General features: G+C 56.4%; 23 protein-coding genes and 1 pseudogene. 11 read left to right on the forward strand and 13 right to left on the reverse strand.

From position 1 onward, the window contains the following. Positions 1–52 precede the first annotated feature (52 nt). The 5 genes from rimO to JX360_RS03735 all read left to right on the forward strand — a co-directional run bounded on the left by rimO (position 53) and on the right by JX360_RS03735 (position 7,252). The gene (rimO, locus tag JX360_RS03715; protein ID WP_244349230.1) at positions 53–1,435 is read left to right on the forward strand and encodes a 30S ribosomal protein S12 methylthiotransferase RimO; all 1,383 of its coding nucleotides are present in this window, start codon (positions 53–55) and stop codon (positions 1,433–1,435) included. A 192-nt stretch (positions 1,436–1,627) separates the two neighbouring features. Next, positions 1,628–2,323, forward strand: a complete 696-nt coding sequence (gene rpiA, locus JX360_RS03720) for a ribose-5-phosphate isomerase RpiA (RefSeq protein ID WP_244349231.1) — start codon at positions 1,628–1,630, stop codon at positions 2,321–2,323. 360 nt (positions 2,324–2,683) lie between these two features. Next, positions 2,684–2,968, forward strand: coding sequence for a hypothetical protein (locus JX360_RS03725; RefSeq protein ID WP_244349233.1), 285 nt, complete (start codon positions 2,684–2,686; stop codon positions 2,966–2,968). A gap of 859 nt (positions 2,969–3,827) precedes the next feature. Then, entirely contained in the window at positions 3,828–5,762 is a 1,935-nt protein-coding gene (locus tag JX360_RS03730; protein ID WP_244349234.1) for an NHL repeat-containing protein, read from the forward strand. A gap of 41 nt (positions 5,763–5,803) precedes the next feature. After that, the gene (locus JX360_RS03735; protein ID WP_244349236.1) at positions 5,804–7,252 is read left to right on the forward strand and encodes an ion transporter; all 1,449 of its coding nucleotides are present in this window, start codon (positions 5,804–5,806) and stop codon (positions 7,250–7,252) included. A gap of 46 nt (positions 7,253–7,298) precedes the next feature. Here the strand turns inward: JX360_RS03735 and leuC are convergent, their stop codons facing one another. Beyond that, positions 7,299–8,702, reverse strand: a complete 1,404-nt coding sequence (gene leuC / locus JX360_RS03740) for a 3-isopropylmalate dehydratase large subunit (protein ID WP_244349238.1) — start codon at positions 8,700–8,702, stop codon at positions 7,299–7,301. A gap of 195 nt (positions 8,703–8,897) precedes the next feature. Between leuC and JX360_RS03745 the strand changes: the two genes are divergently transcribed. After that, the gene (locus JX360_RS03745; protein WP_244349239.1) at positions 8,898–9,905 is read left to right on the forward strand and encodes a zinc-binding dehydrogenase; all 1,008 of its coding nucleotides are present in this window, start codon (positions 8,898–8,900) and stop codon (positions 9,903–9,905) included. A gap of 20 nt (positions 9,906–9,925) precedes the next feature. Here JX360_RS03745 and JX360_RS03750 read toward each other — a convergent pair whose 3' ends face one another. Further along, entirely contained in the window at positions 9,926–11,623 is a 1,698-nt protein-coding gene (locus JX360_RS03750; RefSeq protein ID WP_244349266.1) for a helicase HerA domain-containing protein, read from the reverse strand. A 2-nt stretch (positions 11,624–11,625) separates the two neighbouring features. Beyond that, complete coding sequence (locus tag JX360_RS03755) at positions 11,626–12,969, reverse strand: RNA-guided endonuclease InsQ/TnpB family protein (RefSeq protein WP_244349240.1); 1,344 nt, start codon at positions 12,967–12,969, stop codon at positions 11,626–11,628. A 29-nt stretch (positions 12,970–12,998) separates the two neighbouring features. Between JX360_RS03755 and tnpA the strand changes: the two genes are divergently transcribed. Beyond that, positions 12,999–13,412, forward strand: a complete 414-nt coding sequence (gene tnpA / locus JX360_RS03760) for an IS200/IS605 family transposase (RefSeq protein WP_244349241.1) — start codon at positions 12,999–13,001, stop codon at positions 13,410–13,412. A 196-nt stretch (positions 13,413–13,608) separates the two neighbouring features. Here the strand turns inward: tnpA and JX360_RS03765 are convergent, their stop codons facing one another. Together JX360_RS03765 and JX360_RS03770 are read right to left on the reverse strand one after the other, a co-directional pair. Then, the gene (locus tag JX360_RS03765) at positions 13,609–14,325 is read right to left on the reverse strand and encodes an Ig-like domain-containing domain (protein WP_244349242.1); all 717 of its coding nucleotides are present in this window, start codon (positions 14,323–14,325) and stop codon (positions 13,609–13,611) included. A gap of 339 nt (positions 14,326–14,664) precedes the next feature. Next, positions 14,665–15,033, reverse strand: a complete 369-nt coding sequence (locus JX360_RS03770; protein ID WP_244349243.1) for an AbrB family transcriptional regulator — start codon at positions 15,031–15,033, stop codon at positions 14,665–14,667. Positions 15,034–15,422: 389 nt separating this feature from the next. On the opposite strand from JX360_RS03770, the gene coaBC reads away from it, so the two are divergent. The 4 genes from coaBC (at position 15,423) to JX360_RS03790 (ending at position 20,740) form a co-directional block, all read left to right on the forward strand. Next, positions 15,423–16,646, forward strand: coding sequence for a bifunctional phosphopantothenoylcysteine decarboxylase/phosphopantothenate--cysteine ligase CoaBC (gene coaBC, locus JX360_RS03775; RefSeq protein WP_244349245.1), 1,224 nt, complete (start codon positions 15,423–15,425; stop codon positions 16,644–16,646). A 61-nt stretch (positions 16,647–16,707) separates the two neighbouring features. Continuing rightward, positions 16,708–17,478, forward strand: a complete 771-nt coding sequence (locus tag JX360_RS03780) for a hypothetical protein (protein WP_244349246.1) — start codon at positions 16,708–16,710, stop codon at positions 17,476–17,478. Positions 17,479–17,699: 221 nt separating this feature from the next. Further along, complete coding sequence (cax, locus tag JX360_RS03785; RefSeq protein ID WP_244349267.1) at positions 17,700–18,818, forward strand: calcium/proton exchanger; 1,119 nt, start codon at positions 17,700–17,702, stop codon at positions 18,816–18,818. Positions 18,819–18,856: 38 nt separating this feature from the next. Beyond that, the gene (locus JX360_RS03790) at positions 18,857–20,740 is read left to right on the forward strand and encodes a mechanosensitive ion channel family protein (RefSeq protein ID WP_244349248.1); all 1,884 of its coding nucleotides are present in this window, start codon (positions 18,857–18,859) and stop codon (positions 20,738–20,740) included. A 49-nt stretch (positions 20,741–20,789) separates the two neighbouring features. Here the strand turns inward: JX360_RS03790 and JX360_RS03795 are convergent, their stop codons facing one another. The 8 genes and pseudogenes from JX360_RS03795 to JX360_RS03830 all read right to left on the reverse strand — a co-directional run. Next, on the reverse strand, positions 20,790–21,032 hold the full coding sequence (locus JX360_RS03795) for a DNA-directed RNA polymerase subunit omega (protein WP_244349250.1): 243 nt from the start codon (positions 21,030–21,032) through the stop codon (positions 20,790–20,792). 100 nt (positions 21,033–21,132) lie between these two features. Beyond that, a complete protein-coding gene (locus JX360_RS03800) occupies positions 21,133–21,432 on the reverse strand; it encodes a hypothetical protein (protein ID WP_244349252.1) in 300 nt (99 codons plus the stop codon). 76 nt (positions 21,433–21,508) lie between these two features. Continuing rightward, entirely contained in the window at positions 21,509–22,120 is a 612-nt protein-coding gene (locus JX360_RS03805; protein WP_244349254.1) for a DUF4126 domain-containing protein, read from the reverse strand. Between the two features lie 94 nt (positions 22,121–22,214). Then, entirely contained in the window at positions 22,215–24,221 is a 2,007-nt protein-coding gene (locus JX360_RS03810; protein ID WP_244349268.1) for an ATP-binding protein, read from the reverse strand. A gap of 206 nt (positions 24,222–24,427) precedes the next feature. After that, positions 24,428–24,982, reverse strand: coding sequence for an ankyrin repeat domain-containing protein (locus tag JX360_RS03815; protein WP_244349255.1), 555 nt, complete (start codon positions 24,980–24,982; stop codon positions 24,428–24,430). 5 nt (positions 24,983–24,987) lie between these two features. Then, positions 24,988–25,785: an MBL fold metallo-hydrolase gene (locus tag JX360_RS03820; protein WP_244349256.1), complete on the reverse strand. Its 798-nt coding sequence runs from the start codon at positions 25,783–25,785 to the stop codon at positions 24,988–24,990. Beyond that, positions 25,782–26,435 carry an anthranilate synthase component II gene (locus JX360_RS03825; protein ID WP_425244353.1) on the reverse strand — a complete coding sequence of 218 codons (654 nt, stop codon included), beginning with the start codon at positions 26,433–26,435 and terminating at the stop codon, positions 25,782–25,784. Before JX360_RS03825 ends, JX360_RS03820 begins: the two co-directional genes overlap by 4 nt. A gap of 134 nt (positions 26,436–26,569) precedes the next feature. Continuing rightward, positions 26,570–26,777 (reverse strand): annotated as a pseudogene (locus tag JX360_RS03830) (RNA-guided endonuclease TnpB family protein); the annotation flags it as partial.

Below are 26,777 nucleotides of genomic sequence, written 5' to 3' on the forward strand. Positions count from 1 at the left end.
TGAGATGAGGTTCTGTTAATTGAGGCAAACTGCTTTTCCCAACTCACCCTCTATGAATCTACTGGACACTGCCCCTCTCACCCCATCAGCCTCAACCTCCAAATCCATTGCCGTCTTGCACCTAGGCTGTGAGAAAAACCGGGTGGATACCGAGCACATGCTGGGCTTACTGGCTACGGCAGGTTACCGGCTGGAGGAGGACGAAGAGACGGCAGATTATGTCATCGTCAACACCTGTAGTTTCATTGAGGCAGCACGGCGGGAGTCTGTCAGTACCCTGATGGAGTTGGCAGTGCAGGGCAAAAAGCTGATTATCTCCGGTTGCTTGGCCCAGCACTTTCAGCAGGAACTCTTGGATGAGATTCCGGAAGCTGTTGCTTTGGTGGGCACCGGCGATTATCACCAGATCGTGCAGGTGATCGAACGGGTAGAGCGGGGAGAACGGGTGAATGCTGTCACCTCCAGCCTGGACTATATCGCCGACGAAACAGTGCCCCGCTACCGCACCACCCATGCTCCGGTAGCCTATTTGCGAGTGGCGGAGGGCTGCGATTATCGCTGTGCCTTTTGTATCATTCCCCATCTGCGGGGCAACCAACGCTCCCGTTCGATTGAGTCGATTGTCCGGGAGGCAGAACAACTGGCGGCAGAGGGGGTACAAGAGCTGATCTTGATCTCTCAGATCACCACCAATTACGGCCTAGATCTCTATGGGGAGCCCCGTCTCGCTGAGTTAATCCGTGCTCTAGGAAGAACCGACATTCCCTGGATCCGCATGCTCTACGCCTACCCCACCGGCTTGACCGCCAAGGTGTTAGAAGCGATTCAGGAAACTCCCAACTTCTTGCCCTACCTGGATCTGCCTCTTCAACACAGCCATCCCGAGGTGCTCAAGGCCATGAATCGCCCCTGGCAAGGGCAGGTGAACGACCAAGTGATCGAGCGGTTGCGCCAGGTTCTGCCTCAGGCGGTGCTGCGAACTACCTTCATTGTCGGGTTCCCAGGGGAAACGGAAGCCCACTTTCAGCATCTGTTGGAGTTTGTGCAGCGCCATCAATTCGACCATGTGGGGGTCTTCACCTTTTCTCCGGAGGAGGGCACTCCCGCCTATACCCGTCCGGATCCCATCCCGGAGTCCGTGAAACAAGAGCGTCGGGATCGGCTCATGCAGGTGCAGCAGGGGATCGCCTTCCGGCGTAACCGTGAGCAGGTGGGTCAGATCGTACCCGTACTTTTGGAGCAGGAAAACCCCAAAACCGGAGAGTGGATTGGCCGTTCCCCCCGTTTTGCTCCTGAGGTGGATGGGGTGGTCTACGTGCGGGGCGGAGGATCCCTGGGATCCCTGGTGCCGGTACACATTACCCGTGCTGAACCCTATGACTTGTTTGGCCAGGTGGTGGCCGCTCCAGAGGGATTTAATTGGAGTGGGCGTTAGACGTTCCTGGGCAATTCAAATTCATGGGATCCCCGCAGGCTTTGACTCCATTGAGATGAGAGTTGATCCACCATTTTGTCTTACACTGCTAGTGCATTGACCTCTGCCTTTCAACCCTAGGGCTACATAGAGTTGACGCACCTGCGAAAATACAGCGCGCTCACAATGCGCTCAGCAAAAGAGGAATCAGGAATGGCCACGCAAGATGAACTGAAGCAAGCCGCCGCTCGTGCTGCTGCCCATAAGGTGCAATCGGGCATGGTGGTCGGTCTGGGCACGGGATCCACCGCCGCTTTTGCCGTCAGTGCCCTGGCTGAGCGGATGCAAACGGAGGGGTTGAAGCTGATCGGGGTACCCACCTCCGTCCGAACGGCAGAACAGGCCCGCTCCCTCGGGATCCCCTTGGCCACCCTGGAGGAGCAACCCCATCTGGATATGGCCATTGACGGGGCTGATGAGATCGAGATCGGATCCCTGAATTTGATCAAGGGGGCGGGTGGAGCTCTGTTGCGGGAAAAATTGGTGGAAGCCAGCGCCGCCGAGCTGATCATCATCGCTGATGCTTCTAAAAAAGTGACCCAATTGGGTACCCGCTTTGCTTTGCCGGTAGAGGTGGTGCGCTTTGGTTGGAAAGCTACCTTTGCCCGGGTTGAGGCATTGGGCTGTACCCCCGTTTTGCGGCTAGATGAGAAGGGGGATCCCTACCTCACGGATGAGCAGCACTACATTCTGGATTGCCAGTTTGGCCCCATGGCAGATCCGGCCAAGCTTGCCGATCAACTCAAGGGAACGGTGGGTGTTGTGGAGCATGGTCTGTTCATTGGTATGGCCAAAGAAGCCATCATCGCGCTCCAGGATGGAATCGAAACCTTGGTTCCCACTCCTTAAGTGTTTGTGGAGTGTTTTTGGCGCAACGGGAAGGTTCCCATTTGCAATTATTTCCCTGAGGATCTCTCGTGAGTGGGGATTAAGGACACAAACAGGATTTGCAGCAACTTTGCGCCAGCCCCAACACCAGTCACCGCGGGGACAATCCCTAGAGTCCTTTTGAAATGGGTTAGGGACACAACCGTTGTTGTAGCAAACCCGCGTTTACTTTTGGGGTGGCGCAGCCTGCCGTAGGCATTGTTGCTACGCAACGCTAATGCTACGCGACACGCGACTGCGGAGCATGAAAGGGCTGTAAATTGTAAATGGGAACCTTGACATAGGAGTTGATATGGAGTGGTACATTGTGAGCAGGTTCCTATGGATTGGAAAGCTTGGAAACTCAGTAGGCAGAATATGGCAGGTGCTGCTATGAGGCAACTTTTTTTGCGTGCAGCAATCTGTGCCCTAATTGCCATAGTCGGCGTGCATTTTGTTGCCGCTGATCAGAGGTGGCTGCTGTTGGTTCTGGTAGGCATCTGCGGTATTGTTATCTCACTTACTCGTGCTGCGTTCGACAAAACGTTGAGTAGGGCGGAGCGTATCGTTTTTGTTCTGTGGGACGTGATAATCTTTCTTATTTTGATTGGTCTGATTCTCTTCTGATTCTCTTTTTGTGTGCTGATGGTTGTACGCCAGGTGAAATGTTAATCCCTATTCACTATTCATTTTGGGGATCCCATAAGAGCACTTGGATTAACTGGGCTGTTGTGAATGCAAGAGGGCTGAAAGCTGTATCCCATCGTTTGCATTCTCAATAAGGAGTGAATTTTTCGAGGTGTCCTCTAGTGAATAGGGACTTAAAAACACAAACAGGATTTGCAGCAACTCCGCGCCGGTGGTTTAGCTACTGTTTGAGCCTACAGCCCTTTGCACCAAGGGCACGCTAGCGCGTATCTCTCCGACAGGCTTTGCCAACGCCTCTCGTCCTGCGGACGAGCCGGAGGGTCATGGCAGCCCCAACACTGGTCACCTAGCACGGGGTTAATCCCCCTCGCGACAGCGGCGCGGAGCACTTTCGCCTTTTGAAATGGGTTAGGGACACAACCGTTGTTGTAGCAAACCCGCGCAAGAGCTGTCTTTTGGTTAAGACATCTAGGTATGGTGGCAATTGCAGTGTAATCATCGGTTGGATCCCTAGTCCTGGATGAGTAGAACGGGATCCTAGGAAATCTTTGCTCCAATTCCCTGAATTTGCCATCTTCAGCTCGGTCGTCTTTTCGCGTCACCATCTGGCCTTTCGGTAGGGATTCGAGTAAGGATAGATAGAGTGAGGAGTGTGACTCACCTGTGGGTGAGGATGGTCAATCATGGATCGCGTTCAGGGGTTAGGGCATTTGCCCAAGTCGCCCAGGGTATCGTTTGGAAAAGAGAGTACAGCGTTTCAGACAGAGGGAGAGCAAGCAGCTTCTGTTTGCAGGCTAATGGGTTCGGGTTTCCGCCAAGCTCCAGTCTGTAGGAGAGGATGAGTCGGATCATGCCACGACGGGTTCCTTCTACGCCGCCATCTCTGCCTGTTTTGGGTGCCCTAGTGCTGGCTCTCTCTGCTTGTGGCAACCTCTCTTCTTCTACCCTATCCCCCAGTGTTGTTCCGCCCTCAGCTCTACAACCAGTCTTCACCCCTAGCCCTTCTCCGCCAGCACCAGATTCTCTGACTCTGCAACAAGCGCGTCAGTCGGGTTTGTCGGTGCCAGACAACCGCATCGTTCTGCTGCTCCAGGAACAGGGATCCGACCTAGTGGCCCAGTTACCAGCCTCAGAAGTGGATCGTTGGTTGGCCCGCACCTCTGAGTGGCCGGGAGTGGAAGGGATCGACCTCAGCATCACTCGGGGCTCCTATCGCCAAACCGCCACGGCCACCCTTCGCCAGGGGCAACCCGCCACCTTCACCTTTACCAATCCCCCGGCTGGGGAAGCTGAGCTGAGTGCGATTGCCTACCGGGGCTCAACCACTTTGGCCCAAGGGAAGGGATCCCTGACCCTTTCTCCTCGCACCAGCGGTTCTGGTGCCAGTACCAACAACAGCGCCAACAGTAATCGTCGCCTTTCCCTGTTGGTTCTCTCCGAGGTGGAGGTGCCCCTACTCCATGCCGGATCTCCCGAGGTGACTCCGGGGCAACCGCTGCTGCTCTCAGGGGAAAATCTGGAACGAGTCGAAGCGGTTCTCTTTGCTTCGGCAGCCAACCCCAGTCGTATCCTCAGGGGCGAGATCCGCTCCCGCAGCGAAGGCCGTCTGACGGTGATGCCCCCTTTGTCTCTCTCTGGCTCCGTCTGGGTAGCCTTTGCCGATGCTTCGGGGCAGGGCTTGGGAACCTTGATCCTCGACTGGCCGGTGGCGACTCGTTCCCCCAGTCCTTCTCCCACACCCACTGCCACAGCAACGCCAGCCTGGGTTGTGGAAACCTTATCGATCGGCAACACTTCCGTTTCTAATGCCGACACAGAATCCACGCTCTCGGTGCGAGAGATCGCTGGCATTGCCGTGGATCCTGAGGGATACCTCTATTTAGCGGATGCAGCCCAGCATCGAATTTTTCGCCTTTCTCCAGAAGGAGAGCTAAAGGTTTGGGCAGGTGCCGGCACCGCTGGCTATCAGGATGGGTTAGCCGATCAGGCGCGGTTTGATGCTCCCCAAGGGCTGCTCTGGGATCCGGAGGGAGGGCTGTGGGTGGCAGACAGTGGCAACCATTGCCTGCGCTATATCGACCGTCAACAACAAGTCACCACCTTTGCCGGCACTTGTGAGGCTGGATACCGGGATGGGGATCCCACTCAGGCTCAGTTTCGTGCGCCCGTTGGCTTAGCCTTAGGGCCAGATGGTAGCCTTTATGTTGCGGATCGAGCCGACCACCGCATCCGCCGCATTACTGCCGAAGGGGAAGTTATGACGGTGGCCGGTACGGGGCAGGCGGGATCCGCAGATGGCCCAGCTGAGCAAGGGCAGTTGTCTCAACCGACGGCAGTTGCGGTGGAAGCCAACGGACGGGTTTGGATCGCGGATCAAGGCAACCACCGCATTCGGGTGCTATTGCCCGGTGGGCAGCTGACCACTTTATCAGGACAGGAGGCGGGCTATGCGGATGGCCCGCTAGCTCAGGCCCGCTTTCAATTTCCCAGTGGGCTAGCCTTTGATGCCACAGGGATCCTCTGGGTAGCGGATCGAGATAACCATCGCATTCGTCGCCTCAATCCCAGAGGTCAAGTTTCTACCTTGGCAGGCCAGGATGAACCCGGCTGGCAGGATGGCCCGGCTGCCCAAGCGCGCTTTGAGCAACCTTCCACCTTGGCCTTGTTACCGGATGGCAGTGTGGTGGTGGCAGATGCAGGATTGCCGGGATTGCGCCGCCTAAGCCTTCTCCCCACGTTGTCAGCGACTCCAGCACCGGTGGGATCCCTGTAGAATAATGCCTTCTGCCCACGACCCGACCGAGGGCTCTTATCATGCTGCCGTTGCCCAGCTTCCGTTCCCGCGATGCCCTGAATACAGCTTCCCAAAGAACCCTCAAGGATCAAGTATCGCAATGGCTGCAGGAACCGGGGTTAGAGTTTTTGCTGATGGGGCTGATCGTGGCTTCGGTTCTGCTCGTCGTGGCAGAAGCGGAGCTGAACCGCACAGGCCTGGGTCAGCCTTTGCAGCGCCTGGGGGATGGGATCAACGGCCTGTTTATGCTGGAGTTATCCCTGCGTTACTGGACAGCCAATCGCAAAGCCCGGTTTTTTCAGAACTACTGGCTGGATATCCTCTCGGTTGTGCCGTTGTGGCGGGGGCTGCGCCTGTTACGGTTGTTGCGCCTGCTGCGCTTGGGTATCCTCCTCAATCGTCGCCTCGCCCGTCGGGCCGGCCCCCTGTCCACCAGTCTGAGTTTGCAAATCGGTATTTTTCTGGTGATTGGATTGATCCTCATTGGTGGCACCTTGGCCATCTACCAATTTGAAGGGGATCCTGAGGGGAATTTTTCCAATCTCAATGAAGCCTTTTGGTGGAGTGTCTTCACCATGATCGCGGCAGAACCCATCGGCGCTGAAGCCAGTACGGGGCCGGGACGACTGGTAACGCTGGTGGTGACTCTGAGCGGTTTGACCATGTTTGCCGTCTTGACGGGGATCGTCTCGGCAGTAATGATCGAGCGGCTGAGGGAGGCTCTTGAGGTGCGTTTGATGGAGTTGGATGAGCTACGCGGGCACATCGTCATTTGTGGCTGGAACCGCAGCGGCCATTTGGTGATTGAGGAGTTGCAATCGGATCCAAAACTGCGGGAGTGCCCGATCGTGATCGTGGCGGAATTTGTGGAAACCCCAGAGCGGGATCTGCGCAAGGTTGATCGCTCCCAGCTCTACTTCCATACGGGGGACTACACTGCTTTGGATGTCCTGGAGAGTATTGGCATTCGGCAGGCTAGCCAAGCCATCTTGCTGGCAGACTCCACCCGGCCTCGCAGCGACCAAGACCGGGATGCCCGTACGGTGCTAGCGGCCCTCACCATCGAGAAGCTCAACCCCAGCATTCATACCTGTGCGCAACTGCTGGATCGCAGAAATGATGTCCAAATGCGGGTCGCAGGGGTAGAGGATGTGGTCGTTGGGGACGAAATGACCAGCCACCTGATCGCCACCTCCACGCGCAACCGTGGCCTCACAGACATCTTAGCGGAATTGCTGACGGTGCAGATCGGTAACCAATTCTACAAGGTGCCTTTGCCCAAAAGTTGGGTGGGTCTCACTTTTGCCCAGGGATCCCTGCGGGCAAAACAGGATTTTGATGGGATTTTGGTTGCTATAGAACGCCGACAAGGGGGATCCCGTACCTCACGGGTCAACCCCCCCGCCGATACTGAGCTCCTAGAAGACGACTTGATCGTGGTCATTGCTCGCCAAGCCCCCCATTCCTAGCCGGAGGAAAGCAGCACCATCCCCCCATCCCCTGCCGAAGCCAAAACTAGAGCAGGGTTCGCACATCCACAATCTTGCCACTGACAGCCGCTGCTGCCACCATAGCCGGGCTCATCAACAGCGTGCGTCCACTGGCGGATCCCTGGCGACCCTTGAAATTGCGGTTGGAAGAAGAAGCGCTCAGTTGGCGACCCACCAGCTTATCCGGGTTCATGGCCAAACACATCGAGCAGCCCGGCTCCCGCCACTCAAATCCTGCCGCCTCAAAGATCGCTTGTAAGCCTTCTTGCTCCGCCTCTTGCTTCACCCGTTCCGAACCGGGTACCACAAAGGCCTTGACCCCCGCTGCCACCCGCCGACCTTTGGCGATCCTGGCGGCTTCTCGCAGATCACTCAAACGGCCATTGGTACAACTGCCAATGAAGCAGACATCCACAGGCGTGCCCAAAATCGGTTGACCGGGCTCTAGATCCATATAAGCGTAGGCTTCTTGGGCTAAAACTCGCTCACTTTCCGGTAGATCCTCTGGCGCAGGGATCCGCTCATCTACGCCTATCCCCTGGCCGGGAGTAATTCCCCAAGTCACCGTTGGAGCAATCTCAGCCGCATCAAAGACCACCCGATCGTCGTAGACCGCGTCGCGATCACTGGCCAGACTCTTCCACCAAGCCACCGCTTCCTCCCAAGCCGCGTCCTGAGGAGCAAAGTCTCGTCCCTGCAGATATTCAAAAGTCACCGCATCCGGGTTGACATAACCACAGCGAGCCCCCCCCTCGATCGACATGTTGCAGAGGGTCATGCGCTCTTCCATGCCCATGGCCTCGATGGCACTTCCCCCATACTCATAGGCATAGCCAACGCCCCCTTTCACCCCCAACTTGCGGATGATGTGCAAGATGACATCTTTGGCGTAAACGCCAGGGCTAAGGCGACCGTTCACCTCAATGCGGCGCACCTTCAGCTTGGCAAGGCTAAGGGTTTGGCTGGCCAAAACATCCCGCACCTGGCTGGTGCCGATCCCAAAGGCAATCGCTCCGAAAGCGCCGTGGGTAGAGGTATGGCTGTCTCCACAGGCAATGGTCATCCCCGGCTGGGTCAAGCCTTGCTCTGGGGCAATGACATGAACGACCCCTTGTCTGCCGGAGCCGCTGTTGTAGAAGCGAATACCGTAGTGCTGGCAGTTGCGCTCCAGCTCCTGAATCATCTCCTCCGCCAAGGGATCCGCAAAAGGCCGGGCCAGATTGTCGGTGGGGATAATGTGATCAACAGTCGCGACGGTACGCTCTGGGAAGAGGACCGGTAGGTTTCGTTCCCGCAGCATGGCAAAAGCTTGGGGACTGGTGACTTCGTGAATCAGGTGCAGGCCAATGAACAGCTGGGTCTGACCGGAAGGGAGAATGCGCACCGTATGGGCATCCCAAACCTTATCAAATAACGTCCTTTCGCTCATTCCCTCTCCTCTGGGCCCTGGGTCAGATTTCTAATGTCATCTTCGACTGGAAGCTTGTCAAGCACCGTCGAGAATAGGCGATACAATCATCCCCAAATCTAGACTGGAGCCAGGTTCTGAACTGCCGGTGCTCTTCTCTGCCATGGCATTTTAGCCAGTCCTTGGCCAACCTCCCGAAAATCCCTCTGAAGACCCATGAAAGCCATTGTGATTACAGAATTGGGTGGTCCAGAAGTTTTGGTTCTGCGGGATCTGCCGGAACCTGAGATCCAAGCGCCCAATGAGGTCAAGGTGCAACTGCGGGCCGCCAGCGTCAACCCGATCGATACCAAGCTGCGGCAACGGGGTACCTTTTACCCCAATCGATGGCCGGCCATTCTGGGTTGTGATGGAGCCGGGGTTGTGGTGGCTGTGGGTGCGGCAGTGCAGCGATTTCGAGCAGGAGATGAAGTGTATTTTTGCTACGGCGGTCTTGGGGATCGCAGTGGCTGCTACGCCGAGTACACCGTTGTTCCCGAAATCGCCCTTGCCCACAAACCCAAGTCTTTGTCGTTTGTGCAAGCAGCAGCCCTACCTTTGGCGGTCATTACCGCCTGGGAAGCCTTAGGGGATCGAGGCAAAGGAACTTCTCTGGTAACCAACGCCAAGACAGCCCTAGTTCATGCCGGTGCTGGAGGGGTAGGGCATTTGGCGATTCAGTTGGCGCGGCGCTCCGGAGCGGCTGTGGCCACCACCGTTGGCTCTCAGGCCAAGGCCCAATTTGTGGAACAGCTGGGTGCTACCTTGGCTATCCCCTACAAAACGGAGGACTGGGTGAGCGCTCTGCTGAACTGGACTGCAGGGGAGGGAGTTGATTTTGCCCTGGACACCGTCGGCGGCAGCACCTTTGGCCAAACTTTTGGGGTTGTACGTCCCTATGGCAGTCTCTGCACCCTCCTGGAGCCCGCTTCAGACACCCCTTGGAAAGTGGCCCGCCAGCGCAATCTAGAGATCCAATTGACCCTCATGCTCACACCGCAACTGATGAACCTCCCCGCCGCTTTGGCCCATCAACAGCACATCCTGGAACAGGTGGCTGCCCTGGTGGATCGAGGGGAACTGCAAGTGGTGGTGGACAAGAGCTTTCCCCTTGGGGCTGCAGCCGATGCCCACTACTACCTGAGCCAACGGCTGGTGCAGGGCAAGGTGGTGTTGGTTCCTTAGGCTTTGGCCTGCTGCTGCCGCTACAGTCCTAGATCGGCTTTGGCCTGCTGAGCCGCCAACAACACCTCCGCATCCGAAGCCTGGGACCAATCGGGATCGGCAATCTCGGCGTAGAAGCGCTGATCATAGGGGCGGGTTTGCACCACCACCGGCATCGGTACGGCATGGCCAAGAACAAGGGCTTGCTGTTTCGAGTCCAGCTTGGCCAGAACGGTTTTTAGGTTTTGACTACCGGCTACCCCGGTGAAGACCGCTTCGATATCTTTGTCATCGTTGAGGAGGGCGGTAATGCGCGTACCCAACTGCGACATCACTTCACTGTCAATACTTGAGGGGCGTTGATCCACCACCATCAGGGTGACAAAGTATTTGCGCATCTCGCGGGCGATGGTGCCGAAAATGGTTTGCTTGGCGGCGCGGGGATCCAAAAAACGGTGGGCTTCTTCGATGGTGATACACAGTTGACGCGGTTTATCGAGGGGATTTTTGGATTGCAGGTAGCGCTCCGCCTGATGAACATAAGCTTGGTGAATGCGGCGGGTGATGACATTAGTGGCCAACATATAGGAAAGCAAGTTGGACTGGGATCCAAACTCGATCACCACATGAATGCCCCGGCTAAGGGCATCCAAAATTTGGCCGATGTAGTTGTGGGGTAGGCTGTTGCGGATGTATTTCAAGTCATCCAGGCGGGTCAGTTTGCGCTGCAACGCCATCATCGAGGCTTTGTTGCCCATTTTCTGCTCGCAAAACTCTTGAATCTCTGTGTTGGAGAGGCTTAAGAGGCGGCTGATCCAATCGCGGCCAAACTCGTTGCGCAGAATAATGGCATTTTCTAAGCTTGCTTCCGACAGGTTCAACTCTCCCGCCAACAGCGCCAGATCCTCCACCTCAATTTGGTTGTAGGCGATGTAGAGTTCCTGGGCGTCGCGCACCCCCCGCCGCTGGGTGGAATCGGGATCCAGAGTATAGATTTGCACTTGGCCAGGGAACAGTTGCCGCAGGCCTTTGACGGTGTTGAGGTGTCTCCCTTCGGTGGCTGCTTCCCAGCCGTATTCCGAGTGCATATCGAAGATCAGATTCACCGCCGCCCGTTTGCGAATAATGCCGGAGAGGATCAGACGGGTAAGGAAGGATTTGCCCGTTCCGGATTTGCCAAAAATGCCGTTGCTGCGCTCCACCCAGCGATCCAGATCCAGACAGATGGGGACGGACATATCGATCGGCTGTCCAATGGCGAAGTTACGCCGCTCCGGGTCTTCTTCCCAGCCGAAAACGGTGCGAAAATCCAACTCCCGCGCTTCGTACACCTGGGAGAAATGGGCCGGAACGGTTTTGACTGGTAGCAACTCCAGACTTTCTGGGGATTGCCCCTCAGTATCTGCCCCCACGAGAGGATATTCCCGTTCTGTCTCAGCCTGCCGGGGCACCAACATCAGCATTGGGGTGAGGGCGATGATGCCATAGGTACTGGTACCGGCCAAAACCTCCCGCAGCAACACCTCTTCCGGTCGCGGCGGGTTGATCAAGATCTGGTTGTTACTGGCCTCCAGGGTGACATCGGTGAGCAGGCCGAAGAAGCGGTTCCGTTGCCCTTGAATGACCATAAACTTACCCACCCGCAGATCTTCTACGGAAATGCCAGGGTTGAGGCGAGCTTCCAATCCACGACTCAGGGATCCCTGGATAACGGTGGCGAGCGGTTGCGAGGGGTTCATGGTCATGCGGCTCCAAAACAGATCCTTGACGCCCATCCCGCTAACGCTTTGCGTACAGCAGGAGATTCCCCGTTCATAGAGTCTTGGCTAGACGTCCCAAAGGACACCCCCGCCAGAACCTCTCCAGGGGCATTTTCAGCACGGTGCGCCCCACCGCGCTTTTGTTCCCGATAGGGTGCCGTAGGCATAAACCTATTCCGCAGAACCAACGCGCTGGCAATATCCCTAGGCATGGAGCAGCCACAGGGGCATTCATGCCAGCGCACTGACAGCGTTTTGCGAACGGCTTCCCCACACTTAGGGCACTCCTGAGAGGTGCCCGCTGCCTGCTCCTTCACCACCGCCTTGCCACGTTTGAAACCCACCCAGGGCAGCACCGAGTTAGTGCTCCGCACCGCTACGCGATCAGAAACTGTCCGTGGCCGGCATCCAGCATGTGCTTGCCCAACATGCCGCGACTGAGGTCGACTGAGGTTAATCAGGTTTAAGTCCTCAACCACAATCACATCAGCTTCATGACAAAGTCGGTGAGCTGCCTTGAAGTGGAAGTCTTTGCGGGTATTGGCAATCCGCTCATGCAGCCGTGCCACCTTGAGCTGAGCCTTTTTCCAGTTCGCAGACCCAATCTGTTTCCGCTTCAGCCGGCGTTGCAGCAATTTAAGCTTGCGGTGCAGACCCACGAAAAACTTGGGACGCTCGAGTTGGAGCCCGTCCGAGGTGGAGAGAAAATATTCCAGGCCCCCATCTACGCCAACCACAGGCCCCACCAACGGTGGTTCTGGGATGGCAATGTCCGCCTGAAAAGTGAGCAGGACGTAATAGCCAGAGGCCCGCTTGACCACCCTGGCTTGCTTGACCATGAAACCCTCTGGGTATGGCCGTGACTGACGAATGGCCATCCACCCCAGCCCAGGCAACTTAACTGCCCCATTGTTCAGGGGAGTCTTGCCTAGTTGAGGGAACGCAAACGACCGCATCTGTCCCGGCTTTTTGAACCGGGGGAACCCAGTCCCCAACTTTTTGCGACGGTCAAAGGCTTGGTCTAAGCGCCTCAAAACCTGCTGCAAGACCTGAGCATTGACAGACGCCAGATCCTTGTCAAGCCGCTTTGCCTCACTCAGCCGTTGGCATTGCAGCTTAAAGCTGGGGTATGGCGCGTCTGCCGGGATGATGGACTCGCTACGCAGAGAGCAGGCATTGACCGGACATTTGCGAGAAGCCATCCAGTCTTTGCGCTCTCTCAGAGCATCATTCCAGACCCTACGGCATATCTCCAGATGGTGGTTGATCTGTTCGGCCTGCTGCTGAGTCGGTTTGAGCTTGTACTCATACGTCAGGGTTATCATAGGCGCACTGTAACACTTAGTCGCTTCTGATGTCACTGCCCTTAAACACCCTCTATCACTGCTCTTACAGCATCTACTTTCACTTAGTCACTTGCACCAAGTACCGCCGCAAGTGTATCACTCAACCCATGCTGAATAGGCTCAGAGAAATATTTGCGGAAACCCTGCAAAAGTGGGAGGGAGAATTAATCGAGTTCAATGGGGAGGCGGATCATGTTCATGTGCTCATGTCCGTTAACCCAAAGGTTCAGCCCTCAAAACTGGTGAACAACCTGAAAACTGTTTCCAGTCGCTTGATTCGCAAAGAGTTTGCTGAGCACCTAGTCAAGGTTTACCGTGGCAAGCCCGTCTTCTGGAACCGTTCATACTGCATCATTTCTTGTGGCGGCGCACCTCTTGCTGTGCTCACCCAGTACATTCAGCAGCAGGCCAAGATTGAGTGATTGCTGGGCGCATTGTCCTCCGGACGACCCGGAGGGTCAACGCCTCACCACCACCCAACCGCAAGCGGTATAGGCGGAGCACTGCGATGTTCTTGGGTAGGGGGGGCTGTTGGTGTTTCACCCGAGCAAAGGCATGGCGGGTTAGGAAAGAAGATAGACAAGTCCCATCAGCGGGATCCCGGCGAAGAATGGACTTTTACCCACCCGCCTGCACACGGGCACTGGTTTGAGGGGCCCCATCCTGCACAATCCAGGTGCGGACGATCTCCACTTCCTCCGGGGTCCAGAGACCAAGGCGGGACAAAGGCAGTCCACGGGCCTGGATATAGGCAATCTCTGGGGATCCGCCACGCGGTTGGGGACGGTTGGGGTTGTTCGCATTCAGGATAGTGGCATGACGGCCCGTCCAACGGGGGTTAAGCAATTCACTGTTGGGATCTCCTGGCGTTACATAGGCCAAAGTTGCCTCGTAGCTATCCAACAGTTGCGTGCGTTGACGGCCCCCCGGCTGATGACAGCCCACACAACTGGCTTCCAAAAGCGGCTTGACATCCTTTTCATAGGTGAATTCCGGCTCAGTCCGAAAAGGTAGCCGTATCGCCTGCTCTAGTGGCAATCCTTCCTGAGGAGAAACCGTGAGAGTGTAATCGGTACTAAAACTCAAGGGATCCCGAGATTTCAGCAATAGCTCATTCCCTTGCACATCAAAAATAACCGCTGCCGGGGGATCCAGATCCGTAACCAAACGCCGCAGGTTGGGATCCAACGGCTGATTAAATTGCAACCGGATCACCCCATCGACATAGACATCCCGTTGTTCAGGGGTAGGCTGAGAAGAAACCCACTGCAACGGGGCGTTCGATTGTGACCAAACCGGCGGATGAGACTGGATCACCCTGACGGCAAAGAACATCACCCCCAGCAACAACAGCCCTACCTAAGTTCGCCACCGTCGCCACCGACGAGAAACATTCTGCAACGTCGGAGTGCTCATCGCCACAGCCCAAATTCAACTGTTCTCAGGATAACGAACCCACACTGGTCAAGCCATTGGTTGATATAAAGTTGAAAGTTGATATAAAAGCCATCAGGGATCCCCATCCAACAGAGCTCCCCTTGTGGAAGATCCGAACCGGAGAGGTGTTCGCCCCTCCGGCACTCTTAGGAAAGTAAGCCACCAAGGTAAAGACCTACCCAGAAGGAGCACTTGATGATGAAGGACTTAGATCGACATCGATAAACAACGTAAAGATCAGTCGATGCGCTCCAGTTTGATGTTGTGGTGACCTAACTTGATCTCGAACTCATCCCCGGGCTTGAGCCCCATCTTCTTAGTATAGGCGGCTCCAATCAGCAGATTGCCATTCTTATGAACTGAAACTCGGAAGGTGGGTGCGCGACCCCGAGATCCATTTTCATCACTGGCATCTAGGTCTACGCCGACAGCCTTGAGCAGTGCATTGTTAAACTGCATCAAATTCACACGCTCTTGGCCATTCTTGGTATAGGTAACATAACCACAGGCACGGGCCTTTTCCTTGCGATCCACATTCTCCATCGAAGTCACCTTATCGAGGAGTTCCTGACCAGTCAGTGGTTTTGGTTTGGGTGTTGTAGCCATATCAAGATGGTTTGAGAACAACAGTTAGTGTAGCCAGAAAGAAACAGAACTTGCAATAGAGTTTTGATCAAATCTGTTCTTATCCAACAAGATAACTTCACCGATCTGATTTCGGCTAGTAGAGGGAGTGCGCAAAACAGCAGTGGGAATTGACTTGCCTGATGGCAGGGTCGGCGATTGTCTGGGCTGAGACTTTCACATCAGTTGAGAAGAGGGGTTTGTCCTCAGGTAGATGGACAACCCATGCAGACCGAGGGGAATGTTCCCGGCAACATCCTTTAGGCAGACAAAGCCATCTTTAATCTTTAGTCTATAGATTCGGATTCCTACGGCGGAATCCGGCAAAAACAGGGAAACTGGAATCAAGACGGTTTTGTTGTCAACTCTGTATGGATCTCTTTTGGTTGGGTCGGCGCCTTCTGATCGGGGTGAGTGGAGGAATTGCCGCCTACAAAACCTGTGCCTTGGTCTCTGGGTTGGCCCAACAGGGAGCAGAGGTGAAAGTGGTTTTAACGACGGCAGCGGAAAAGTTTGTTTCCTCTCTAACCTTTGCGGCTTTGTCCCGACAACCGACTCTGACCGACGCAGACTTTTGGCAACCTACACGAGGCCGCCCCCTGCACATTGAGTTGGGGGAATGGGCAGAAGCGATTTTGATCGCCCCACTATCGGCCAATACATTAGCGAAATTGGCTCATGGCCTTGCGGACAACTTGCTCACCAATGTGATCTTGGCTTCCCAGTGCCCAGTGGCTTTGGCGCCCGCGATGAACACTCAAATGTGGCAGGCTCAAGCGGTGGCTCAGAATTGGCAGAGGTTGCAGCAGGATTCCCGCTTTTGGGCTTTGCCGACCGCCAGTGGGCGTTTGGCCTGTGATGCCGTGGGGGAAGGACGCCTGTTGGAACCGGAGGCGTTGCAGGAGTACGCACTGGCTCTGTTGTGGACAAAGGGGCAACGGGACTGGCAAGGCAAACGGGTTTTGATCAGTGCCGGCGGGACTCGTGAGCCGATCGATGCGGTACGGTTTATCGGCAATCCCTCCAGTGGTCGGATGGGGATCGCCTTGGCGGTGGCGGCTGCCTGTCGGGGGGCAAGTGTGACCCTGGTGCATGGGCCGCTCGGGATCCCGTTTCAGCCGGAATGGTTTGGCATTCAAGCCCTGTCTGTGGAGACCGCCGCCCAATTGGAACGAGTATTGACCAGCCTCTTCCCCCAGATGGATATGCTCTGGATGGCTGCTGCTGTAGGAGATGTACGCCCTGCTCAGCCTTTTGCGGGAAAGTTACCCAAGGCCCAGTTGCCGGAGACGCTGCCATTGGTACGGATCCCAGATGTGGTTGCAGCCCTGAGCCAAGGCAAACGGCCCCAGCAACGCATCATCGGCTTTGCGGCGCAAACGGGGGATCCCTTGCCCCCGGCTCAGGAGAAACTGCATCAGAAAGGACTGGATGCCATCGTGGCCAACCCGATCGACCTGCCGGACAGTGGATTTGGTAGCCTCCACAACCAGGGCTATTGGATCCCCCGCTGCGGAGACATTGAAACCATCCTCCCCTGTGAAAAATCGATAATGGCCCATCGACTGCTGGATCTGGCGCTCCGGTTGGGTTGAATGGGGTATGACGCTCTCCGAAAAAATCAGGTACCTTTGAGGCTATGTGCAGAGGGATCCCATGGCGATCATCGTCCTGAAAGCCTGGTACTTGGACTCCGTTCTATCCGCCTCCCAAGTTCAGCAGAAAAGCCCTGATCTGCGTTTGAGTCGCACCGGCTTACTCAAAACGGCGATGCGGGCCGATTTTCTCGACGATGTGGAGCAGGTAAAGACCTCCCTTTGGTGGCAGCGCTACTTAGAGGGAGAACTGGTGGAGTTTTACATTGAGGGCAGCGGTGCTTACAGTATTTCCAATCTAGATCTGATCAGCCGCGAGATCTACTTCAACAAGCGCGCCACCCTGAGCATGACCGAGCCGCTGATCTATTTTTGCGGCCAATCGGATTACCCCGAATCCAGCCACACCCTGCAGCGCACCCTCGAGACGGTGGTGGAAACCCTGAACCGCAAACACAAGCTCAGCCTCCCCCTGCAGTTGCAGGGATCCCCTCTCTCTGAAGCGGAAACCCTGCTTATCGATGCCGCCCTAATTCGCAAGCTCAAGCATGCCCTGCTGGTGGTGGCCGATGTCACCCCTGTACAGGTGAATGGGCATGGCCGCCCGTTGCCCAGCCCGCAAGTCTGTCTGGAGTTGGGCTATGCCCTGCAATCGAAGCGTCCCGAACAGTTGCTACTGGTGCAACTGCCCCGTGAGGGTGTGACGGGATCCTTTCCTTTCGAGGTGGAGGGCAGCAGCGTCTTAAAAATTGCCGACCCGCGCCGTTTATCCGAACAACTGGGGGCCGAGATCACCCGTCAGCTAGAACGCACTCGCGTCATTTCCCCCTAGCTGCGAGCCTCTATTCAACCCCTCCTCACAACCGCTAGACTTTTGGGGGTGGCTTATCCTGTTGCCTGTAAGCGCTGGGATTAGGCAGCTTTCTCCTGACTGCCTCTGCTGGCTTACCGTGTTTTCTCTCCCCCTGTGCAACCATGACTCTTGCTGATGTGAATCCTCTGGTTTCTCCAGATCGTTCTGCCGAAGGTTGGCAGAGAGGTTTGAACAGCTTAATGATTGTGTTGTTGGCCGGGATCCCTTTGTCGTGGGTGGGGCACTTTCAGGGTTGGGATCCCAATGTGGTCTTTATTTGTGCGGCTTTGGCGGTGGTGGCCTTGGCGAAGTTTATGGGTCAAGCCACCGAAGAGATTGCCGCCCTGACGGGGCCCACGATCGGGGGACTGATGAATGCCACTTTTGGCAATGCCACGGAGTTGATCATTGGGTTGGTGGCGCTGCAGGCTGGGTTGGTGGATGTGGTCAAGGCTTCGATTACCGGCTCAATCATCGGCAATCTGCTCTTGGTGGCGGGCTTGGCCATGTTTTTGGGGGGCATTAAGTTTCGGGAGCAGAGCTTTCGGCCCGAAGTGGCTCGGATGAATGCCTCGGTGATGAATCTGGCGGTGGTGGCTTTGATCTTGCCCAGTGTGGTCACCTACGCCGATGTCACCCTGGGGGAGCTGTCGATCCAGGAGCTATCCACAGCAGTGGCCTTGGTGTTGATCGGGGTGTATGGATTGACTTTGCTGTTCTCCCTGAAAACCCACAGCTACCTCTACAGCATTCACGAAGCGGAGGCTGCCGAAGATGAAGCCGCCGATCGCCTCGCCCCCAATCCAGTGTTGCAAGCTCAGGGATCCATTCCCCAGGTGTTGACAGCGCCTCCAGAGCAAGTTGGGGTGTGGCCTTGGCTGTTGGCCCTGCTGGGGTTGACGGTGTTGGTGGCGGTGGAGTCTGAGCTGCTGGTGGGCACCCTGGAGAGCACCCTGGAGCACTTTCACGTCACGCCGCTCTTTATGGGGGTGATCCTGCTGCCGATTATCGGCAATGCCGCAGAACATGCAACAGCGGTGACGGTGGCCATGAAAGACAAGATGGATCTATCCTTTTCAGTGGCCCTCGGTTCGACGATGCAAATTGCCCTGTTTGTGGCACCCCTGTTGGTACTAGCAGGGGATGTACTCCATCAGCCGATGAATTTCAATTTCGGCATGGTGGAATTGGTGGCGATCGCCGTCTCGGTCTTGTTAATCAATTCGGTCAGCAGCGATGGACGTTCTAACTGGTTGGAGGGGTTGCTGCTTCTGGCTACCTACACCATTCTTGGTATCGCATTTTTCTTCCTAGATTGATCCTAGATTGATCCCAGACTGAGATCCAGCATCGGCTCATGCCGCAGAATCCGCGACATCCACACAGGCTAAAGCTCGGGAAAACGGGATCCCTGCTTTGGCTACCGCTCCTCAGCATTGTTTTGGCTGCCCCACCCACCTGGGGACAAGAAACCCCCGCCCCTAACAACACCTCGCTGCCCAGTCTGCCTTTGCTGAATACGGTGGATGCCATCGAAGAATTGCGGCAAGCGCTTAGCCTCCCGGCCTCTTCCCCGATTCAAACGGGAGCGGTCACATTGGATGGGCGACGTCTGTTTTTGGTGACAGCGCCGCAAGGGGATCCCGGTAGTACCCCGCCGGTATCCCAGCGGATCCGCTCCATTGAACAAACTTTGCGTCGCCTGGCTGCCATGCCTCTGGATTTGGACACGCTGGAGGTATCGGTGGTCATCGATGCCCAGACCAATCAGCCGGTGGTTCAGGTTAACGGGCAGTATCTACTCACGGTCACTTCCCTTGACGCCCAACTGCAGGGAACTCAGGCCATTGATTGGGCAGAGCAGGTGGCCGATATTGTCGAGCAGGCCCTACGCACCTCACAGCAGGAGCGGCAACCCCAGTTTTTGCGCCGGCAGGGATTGATTGCCCTTGGGATCCTGTTGGCGGTTTGGGGCACAGGTCGGCTCTGTCAGCGGGAGCGCCGGCGCCTCACCCAGCAACGAGATGCTTTACAGGCAGAATACAGCGCGATTCAGGCCGAAATGCAGGAACGCCTTCAGGAAGAGCAGCAACCGGGTGTCGATCCGATCCTGATGGAACAACAGGCTCAACGCAAACGGCAGGAATCCTATCTGGAGCTGCAAATTCGTCTGCTGCGCTTGGTGCAAGTTGGCGTCTGGATAGGGGGTGTGGGGGTGAGCTTGGGGCTGTTCCCACAGACTCGAGCTTTACAAACCTTTTTCCTGGTTTCTCTGCGGGGGCCTCTGTTGCGGCTGGCGGGAGTGGGTTTCGCCACCTACGGCAGTGTTTGGCTGAGTGGCCTGGTGCTGGACAACCTCTTTGCTGCTTTGCGCCAAGAACAGTGGCAAAATGCTCCCACAACCCCCACCTATCGCCTTAGTAAGCGTCTCAGCACCTTTGCCGGGGTCGCGAAAGGGATCGCCGCCACCACACTGATTTTGGTGGGATCCCTGGTGGGGCTGGCTTTGGTGGGGGTGAATATTGGCCCCTTGGTGGCTAGCCTTGGCTTTATTGGCTTGGGGATTTCTCTGGCGGCACAAGATCTGATCAAAGACATCATTAATGGTCTATTGATTTTGTTGGAGGATCAGTTTGCCGAAGGGGATGTGATTGTGGTGGATGGGCGGGGGGGCCTGGTGGAACACATGGATCTGCGACTGACCCAATTGCGCAACACCGAGGGCACCTTGATTTCCATCCCCAATAGTGCCATCCGCGTTGTGGAGAATCTCTCCAATGGCTGGTCTCGGGTCGATCTGGGGATCGAGATTGCCTACGAAAATGATCTGGAGCAAGCGATGCGCATCACCGAGCAGGTGGCCCTGGAGATGTACCGAGAGCCCGTTTGGCGAGAGAAAATTTTGGATCTGCCGGAGATGCACGGTGTCGATCACCTAGGGGAGCGGGGGGTAACCCTGCGCCTTTGGATCAAGGTGCAGCCCCTACAACAGTGGAAAGTGGCACGGGAGTACCGTCGTCGCCTCAAACATGCCTTCGATCAAGCCGGGATCCAGATCCCTTTCCCTCAGCAAACCTTGGGGTTCCGCACCCCCCTGCAAATGCACATTCAGGGCCTCAGCTCAGAAGAAACCCAGCGACTGCTACACCTGATGGAATCGCATCTGCACGACCGCAGCAGTCCATACGAAGAGAAGAAACCCTCTTCCGAGAGCCTAGCGGACGGATCCCATCGCAGTTAGGATCCCCTTGGGCATGGCTTAAGGCGGGGTAACTTGTCCTGACTCGCCCCTATTCATCACCAATAATTTCTGGCTCCGTCAGCTCGTCCGACATTTCGATCACCGCCCGGCGGATCGGCTTCATCCAGCCATCTTCCATATCGTCTGGATCCTCGTAGCGGCGGCGCTTGGCACGGTTGGCTACCTGGACGGTAATGCGATAGCGATTTTTGGAGGCATTGATCAGATCTTCCACCCGACGCATCAGCTCGTCGTTGTCGATGGCAAGGTGATGATTGTTGCGTGGGGTCATAGTCGAAACTTTGCTTGTTGGGTTGCTAAGGGGATCCCAATTGTAGCAAGGTTACCCAGTCAGATAGGCTCTGCGAGAATGCGAGGATTTACTCCGTTGCTCAGAGATCCACTTCCGGGGCTTCTGACGGTTCAAGTGGGGTCAACTCTACATAGCCAGGGTTGACTGGGTAGCGGGCCACAAAAAAGATCCAGAGGCTGTGGATCCCAAGGCTCAAAGCCCACCAACCCAGGAGCGGCACCAACCACTGCCAGTCTGCCCGGTAAAGCTGCTGAAAAAACACCAACCCAGAACCGACACAGAGAAATACTGCAATATGGGCGGCATAAGTATAGCGGTCGTCCAACTTGCGAAACTCGGGATCTTGGCGGGAGGGTTTACGGGGCCAGCGAGGAGGCATGAAGGCAACAATCCGAAACTCAAACTCTCTTAAGTGTAGAACAACAGTCTAGAACCGCTGTTATAGGGATCCCTGCTCAGCTTGGGGTAGGAGAGGAGCCGGTTGCACGGGATCCCTGATGTTTTTGACGAAACAACAGTCGCAACGCCCGCTTACCCAGCCAATACACCAACAGGCCAAACATCACCACCGCCAGCCAGGGGGCCAGCACTGCTACCACCGCCAGCATCAGAGAGGTGAGGTTTTCGGTGGTCGCCAGCAACGGATTGCCCAAACCCCCGGTGGTTGTGGTGGAAACCAAACGCAGCACATCGGTTGTCCCCTGGGTGATCCCAGCGGCCCCACCCCCAAGGATGGCAGCCAAAGTCCAGCGCAGGAGCGGGCTGAGTGCGGCAATGTCACCGATTGCCGCCGACATGACAAGGATCCCGGCTATCACCGCCACTGGCGTTGCCAGCACATCCAGCAGGTTGTCCACCCAGGGCACATAATAGGCAGCCACCTCAAAAAAGGTAGCCACCGCAAAAACCATCAAGGCTACATCCGAGCCAACCCACTGCAAATCGTCAGCCAACTCCAGATGACCCGACTGGGCGGCAATGTTCATTACCAGGAGGGGCACAAAAATTCGAAATCCACAAGCTGCACTGAGACCCAAGCCCAAGAAGATGGTCAGTAGGCTTTCCATCCGATTACCTCCCCTTGTAGGAATGCTAGGCTTGCCCTCGCACTTCCCATACTGTAGACAACCTGGCTTGGGCTGCCAATGTTGTCTGCCTCCTTCAGGCTGGGTCTGGTTCCTTCTTCAACCTTCGGGTGGATTCGGGTACACCCTCTTGTTCAGGGCCATCTCGCCAGCCACAACTGGGGGGATCCGTCTCCCCTTGAAAGGCAGCGAACTCAACCGGCAAGCCATCCGCCATACCCTGCAGATGCAGATCGAACCAGAAGGTGGATCCCTGCTCCAGCTTACTTTCCAGATGGATGCGGCTGTGGTGCTTCTCCAGGATGTTGCGGACAATCGCCAGCCCCAAGCCTGTGCCCTCCAGGGTATGTACCCGGTTTTCTACGCGGAAAAAACGGTCGAAAATCCGCTCTTGATCTTCAGGGGCAATGCCAATGCCCGTATCGGCCACCGCCACCCGCACCGCCTGCGGGGATCCATCCGGCTGAGTGACCACATGGGCGTGCAAACTCACAGAACCCTCGGCAGGGGTGAACTTGAGGGCATTGCCCAACAAATTGGTCAGCACCTGCAGCAGCAAATCGTAGTTACCCCACACCAGCGGCAGATCCGGATCCACGAATTTGCGCAAGTGGATCCCTTTGTCGCGGGCCTGGAGGTGGTGGGTGCGCAGCGTTTGCTCGATCACTGCCGAGATGTCGATGCCCTCGAAACGATACTGCTTGCCGGATTCCAGGCGGGATAGATCCAAAACATCGTTGACCAGGCGGGTGAGGCGATCCGTCTCACGGTTGGCAATTTCCAGGTAATCTTGCCGCTCTGCAGCGCTCATCTGCTCGCCGTACTCGTAGAGGGTTTCAATAAAGGATTTGATGCTGAAGAGGGGGGTACGCAGCTCATGGCTGATGTTGCTGATAAATTGAGCTTTCGCCTCGTTCAATTCCACCTCGCGGGTGATGTCCTGCACCGTTACTACGATCCCCTTCAGATTTTGCCGACGGGGATCCGACACTGGGGAGAGCATGACGCGGATGATACGGGCAGTGGGGCCATTGAGGTTGACGCGAATTTCCTCAGCCTCTTGATCGCCGCGGGCAATTTGTAGCAGCGGGCGAGCCAGTTGCAGGCGCAAATCTTCTGGCAACAGCTCCGGCAAGGTTTTGCCCAAAACCGGCTCCCCTTCCCAGCCAAACATTTTCGAGGCCGCTGGATTGAGCAAGAGCACCCGAAACTCCGCATCGAGCAGAATGGCGGCATCCACAATCGAGGAAACCAAGGTTTCCAGCTTGGCCTTAGCTGCCGTCAGTTCCTCGATATTTTGCTCTTCGTAGCTCTGCAGCCGTTCTGCCATCTCGTTAAAGCTATCAATCAGCTGGGCCAGTTCGCCGCCAAAGGGGAGATCAATGCGCTGCTTAAAGTTGCCTTTGGTAATCTCCTGAACACCCTTGACCAATTCTTTGATCGGCTGGGTGATGGTGAGGGCATTGACCACCGAGCCGAGAATAGCCAAGACCCACACTGCTAAAAAGACCCCGATCGACACTTCCCGCGCCAACTGAGTGGAGCGCATCAGGGCGGGGTTCGGGTTAATGCCTAGGCCCAAGGTGCCCAGAAACTGGCCCTGGTGGTAGATGCCAACAAAAATATCCGTAACACGCCCAGCAGGGGTGAGATGGGTGCGCACCAGCGGTTGACCCTCCGCAGGGGGGCGATTGTCCGGCAGTTGAATGCGCCGGGTCAGGCTAAGGGAGGTTTTGACTTCCTGGTTGGAAAACGGGATCCCGTAATAAATATCTCCATTCGGGTCGGCGTAGAGCAGGTAGCGAATGCTGCTGGTACTCTCAAAGTATTGCCGCGAGAGTTGGGCCACTTCGCTAATTCGATCTTCGGCCACCAAGGGGGCGACATTGGCCGCCAAAAGCAAGCCCAGATCCCGACCAAAGCGCGCCTCGTTAAATTGGGCATCCTGCTGCACGTTGCTGACGGCCCAAAAGGTGAAACTGCTCACCACCAGCGACACCACCAGCGTTGCCACAAACAGCAACTGGGTTTCCAGCCGCAGCTTTTGTTTCCATTGCGCCCACCAGTGCTTCAGGGATCCCATGCCTTCTGGAGTCGGGAGTCCGGGTTCTGTTTGCCCTGGCGTGCCCAAGGCGCAAGGCAACGGTTCTGAGCTAGAAGAAGCTGGCTCAGCGGTTTCGGCAATCGGCTCGGCGCTGCTGACAGAAGGCATGAACCTAAGGTAAACAAACATGGAGAACGATGTCGCCACCATTCTGACATGGGCAGGGGATCCCCTTACTCATTCCCTCACTCCGTTGCGGTAGGGCGGGACCACTGGGAGAGAATGATTGCAGCTTCCCAACGGCGTAGATCCTGAGCAATGTTCAGGGGGGTGAGGCCGTAGCCATCCGGCTCATCGATCTCAGAGCCATACTCCAGCAACAGTTTGACAACCTCTGGGTTGCCCGACCAAGCGGCAAAATGCAGCGGCAGCCCACCCGCTCCAAAGCGAGCATTCACCTGTGCCCCCCCCTGCAGCAGGGCTTTTGTCACCTCCGAGTTGCCGAGGCGGGCAGCTTGGTGCAAAGGACTGGCCCCACCCTTATCCAGCTGATTGGGATCAACCCCATGCTTGAGTAAAAGACGGGTATTGAGGCCACTGTCCACAAAAAACAGGGCAGTTTTGCCCCGCACATCTACAACATGGGCATCCTTGCCCAACCAAAGGGCCAGTTGCAGTCGCAGCGGATGGGCTCCTGCCAAAACTTCAGGATCCTCAGGCAAGGTGTGGCCGTAGTAGAGCAAGCCCGCCACCAGCAGGGATCCCAGTCCGATACCGACTCCCCAGAACCGACGCTGCACGGCTACTACTCCCCGAACGAGAGAATGACAACGCCTTGAGGAGGCAAAGCCTGGGCGGAGAGAATGAGGGGATTGCTGGCTGCAGGCTGTAGGGCGGCGGCTGGAAACAGACTTAAAAATTCCTGCAAAGGCACCAGCTCACATTGCCCCTCTTCAGCAGCAGCGGTACGGTACATGGTTGGGATCACCAGCTTCGGTTGCAAGGCTTCAATCGCGGCTTTGGCTCCGGCAGGGTCATAGTTTTTCGGGCCGCCACCAACCGGCACCAGCATCACATCGGGCCGAGACAACAGAATCGACTGCTCCCGGGTAATCGGGGCTGCTGCTCCTCCCAAATGCACAATATCGATCCCAGCCATGCTCCAGCGCCAACCCACATTGACCCCAAAGCGAGGGCCACGGGACATGCGCACTCCTTGTATCCGGATCCCGTCAATCTGGTAATCCCCTGGCTGAAAGAGCACCCTGGGGTTACCAGGCACCACATCCAAAGCCCCCTCATCAAACAGACGACTACTGAGCAAAACCAGATCCGCAGCAACGCGCGGGGCAGGATAGCCAGCCGTACAGCCAACTGGGCGAAAGGGATTGACCAAAAAACGCTTGCCGTCCGCTTCAAATAAAACACAACTGTGGTGCAGCCAAGTCAGTTGTAGCCCCTCTAAGCTGGGGCCAGGGGTGAATTCTAGGGTTGCGGGCGGGGCTGTACCCCCTTCAGGAGCGGTTTGAGCACCTACCCTCAAGCCCACCGCCATCGACCCCAGCAGTCCAGCACTGGCTTGCAGCAATTGGCGACGATTCATGGGCAAGGGATCCCTGACGGAACAACAGCAACGGCTTCCCGAAATGGGGTGGATGACCCAGATGACTGAATGGCAAAGGCTTGGGCCCCCTGCAAGAAATTGCGCAACAGTTGCTTGCCTTCTGCTGTCAAGATGCTCTCTGGGTGGAACTGTACTCCCTGGATGTGGAGGTAACGGCGATGGCGTACCCCCATGATCACCCCTTCATGGGTTTGAGCCGTGACTTCCAGTTCAGGCGGACACGTCGAGGGATCAATCACCAAGCTGTGGTAGCGGGTGGCTGTAAAAGGCTGACTCAACCCCTCAAAAACGCCGACCCCCTGATGATAAATCTGGGAGGTTTTGCCGTGCATCAGCTCAGGCGCGCGCACGATCTGCCCTCCGTACACCTGCCCAATACATTGGTGCCCCAGACAAACTCCCAAAATGGGCAGGACTGGCCCTAACTCGCGGATCAGATCCAAAGAGATCCCAGCATCTTCAGGGCGCCCTGGCCCTGGAGAAATCACCACGGCCTCTGGCTGCATCTGCTTTAGATCGGTAACCGAGAGGTCATCATTGCGAAAAACCTGTAGATTGGCCCCCATCTCCCCCAGATATTGCACCAGGTTGTAGGTAAAGCTGTCGTAATTGTCGATGACGACCAGCACAATCACTTCCGGCAACGGTACCCCATTTTAGCACTGCTCAGGTTGTTGCCCGTCTGTCCGGCTTACCCTGAGGCCGTTTCAGCAAGTGCCAGAAATTGACACTCCCCCGGTTAGAAACCGGGGGATTCTCCCTTCTAGCCCCCCACAGCTTGAAGCTGTGAGGGATTCATGGAGTTCAGGGGATTGCCAACTACCCCATCCCCTGAGCCGACCGTACCCATTACAGATACGGCTTCTTTTAGACTCAGAGGACACGCGAATCCGTCCCACTGGGCTAGGTTCATAGCCGCGTTCCAGTCGGCATCACAGCAATACCCGTCCTGCCCGGTGAACAGATGCCCA

The organism is Thermostichus vulcanus str. 'Rupite', assembly GCF_022848905.1.
Lineage (GTDB): Bacteria > Cyanobacteriota > Cyanobacteriia > Thermostichales > Thermostichaceae > Thermostichus > Thermostichus vulcanus_A.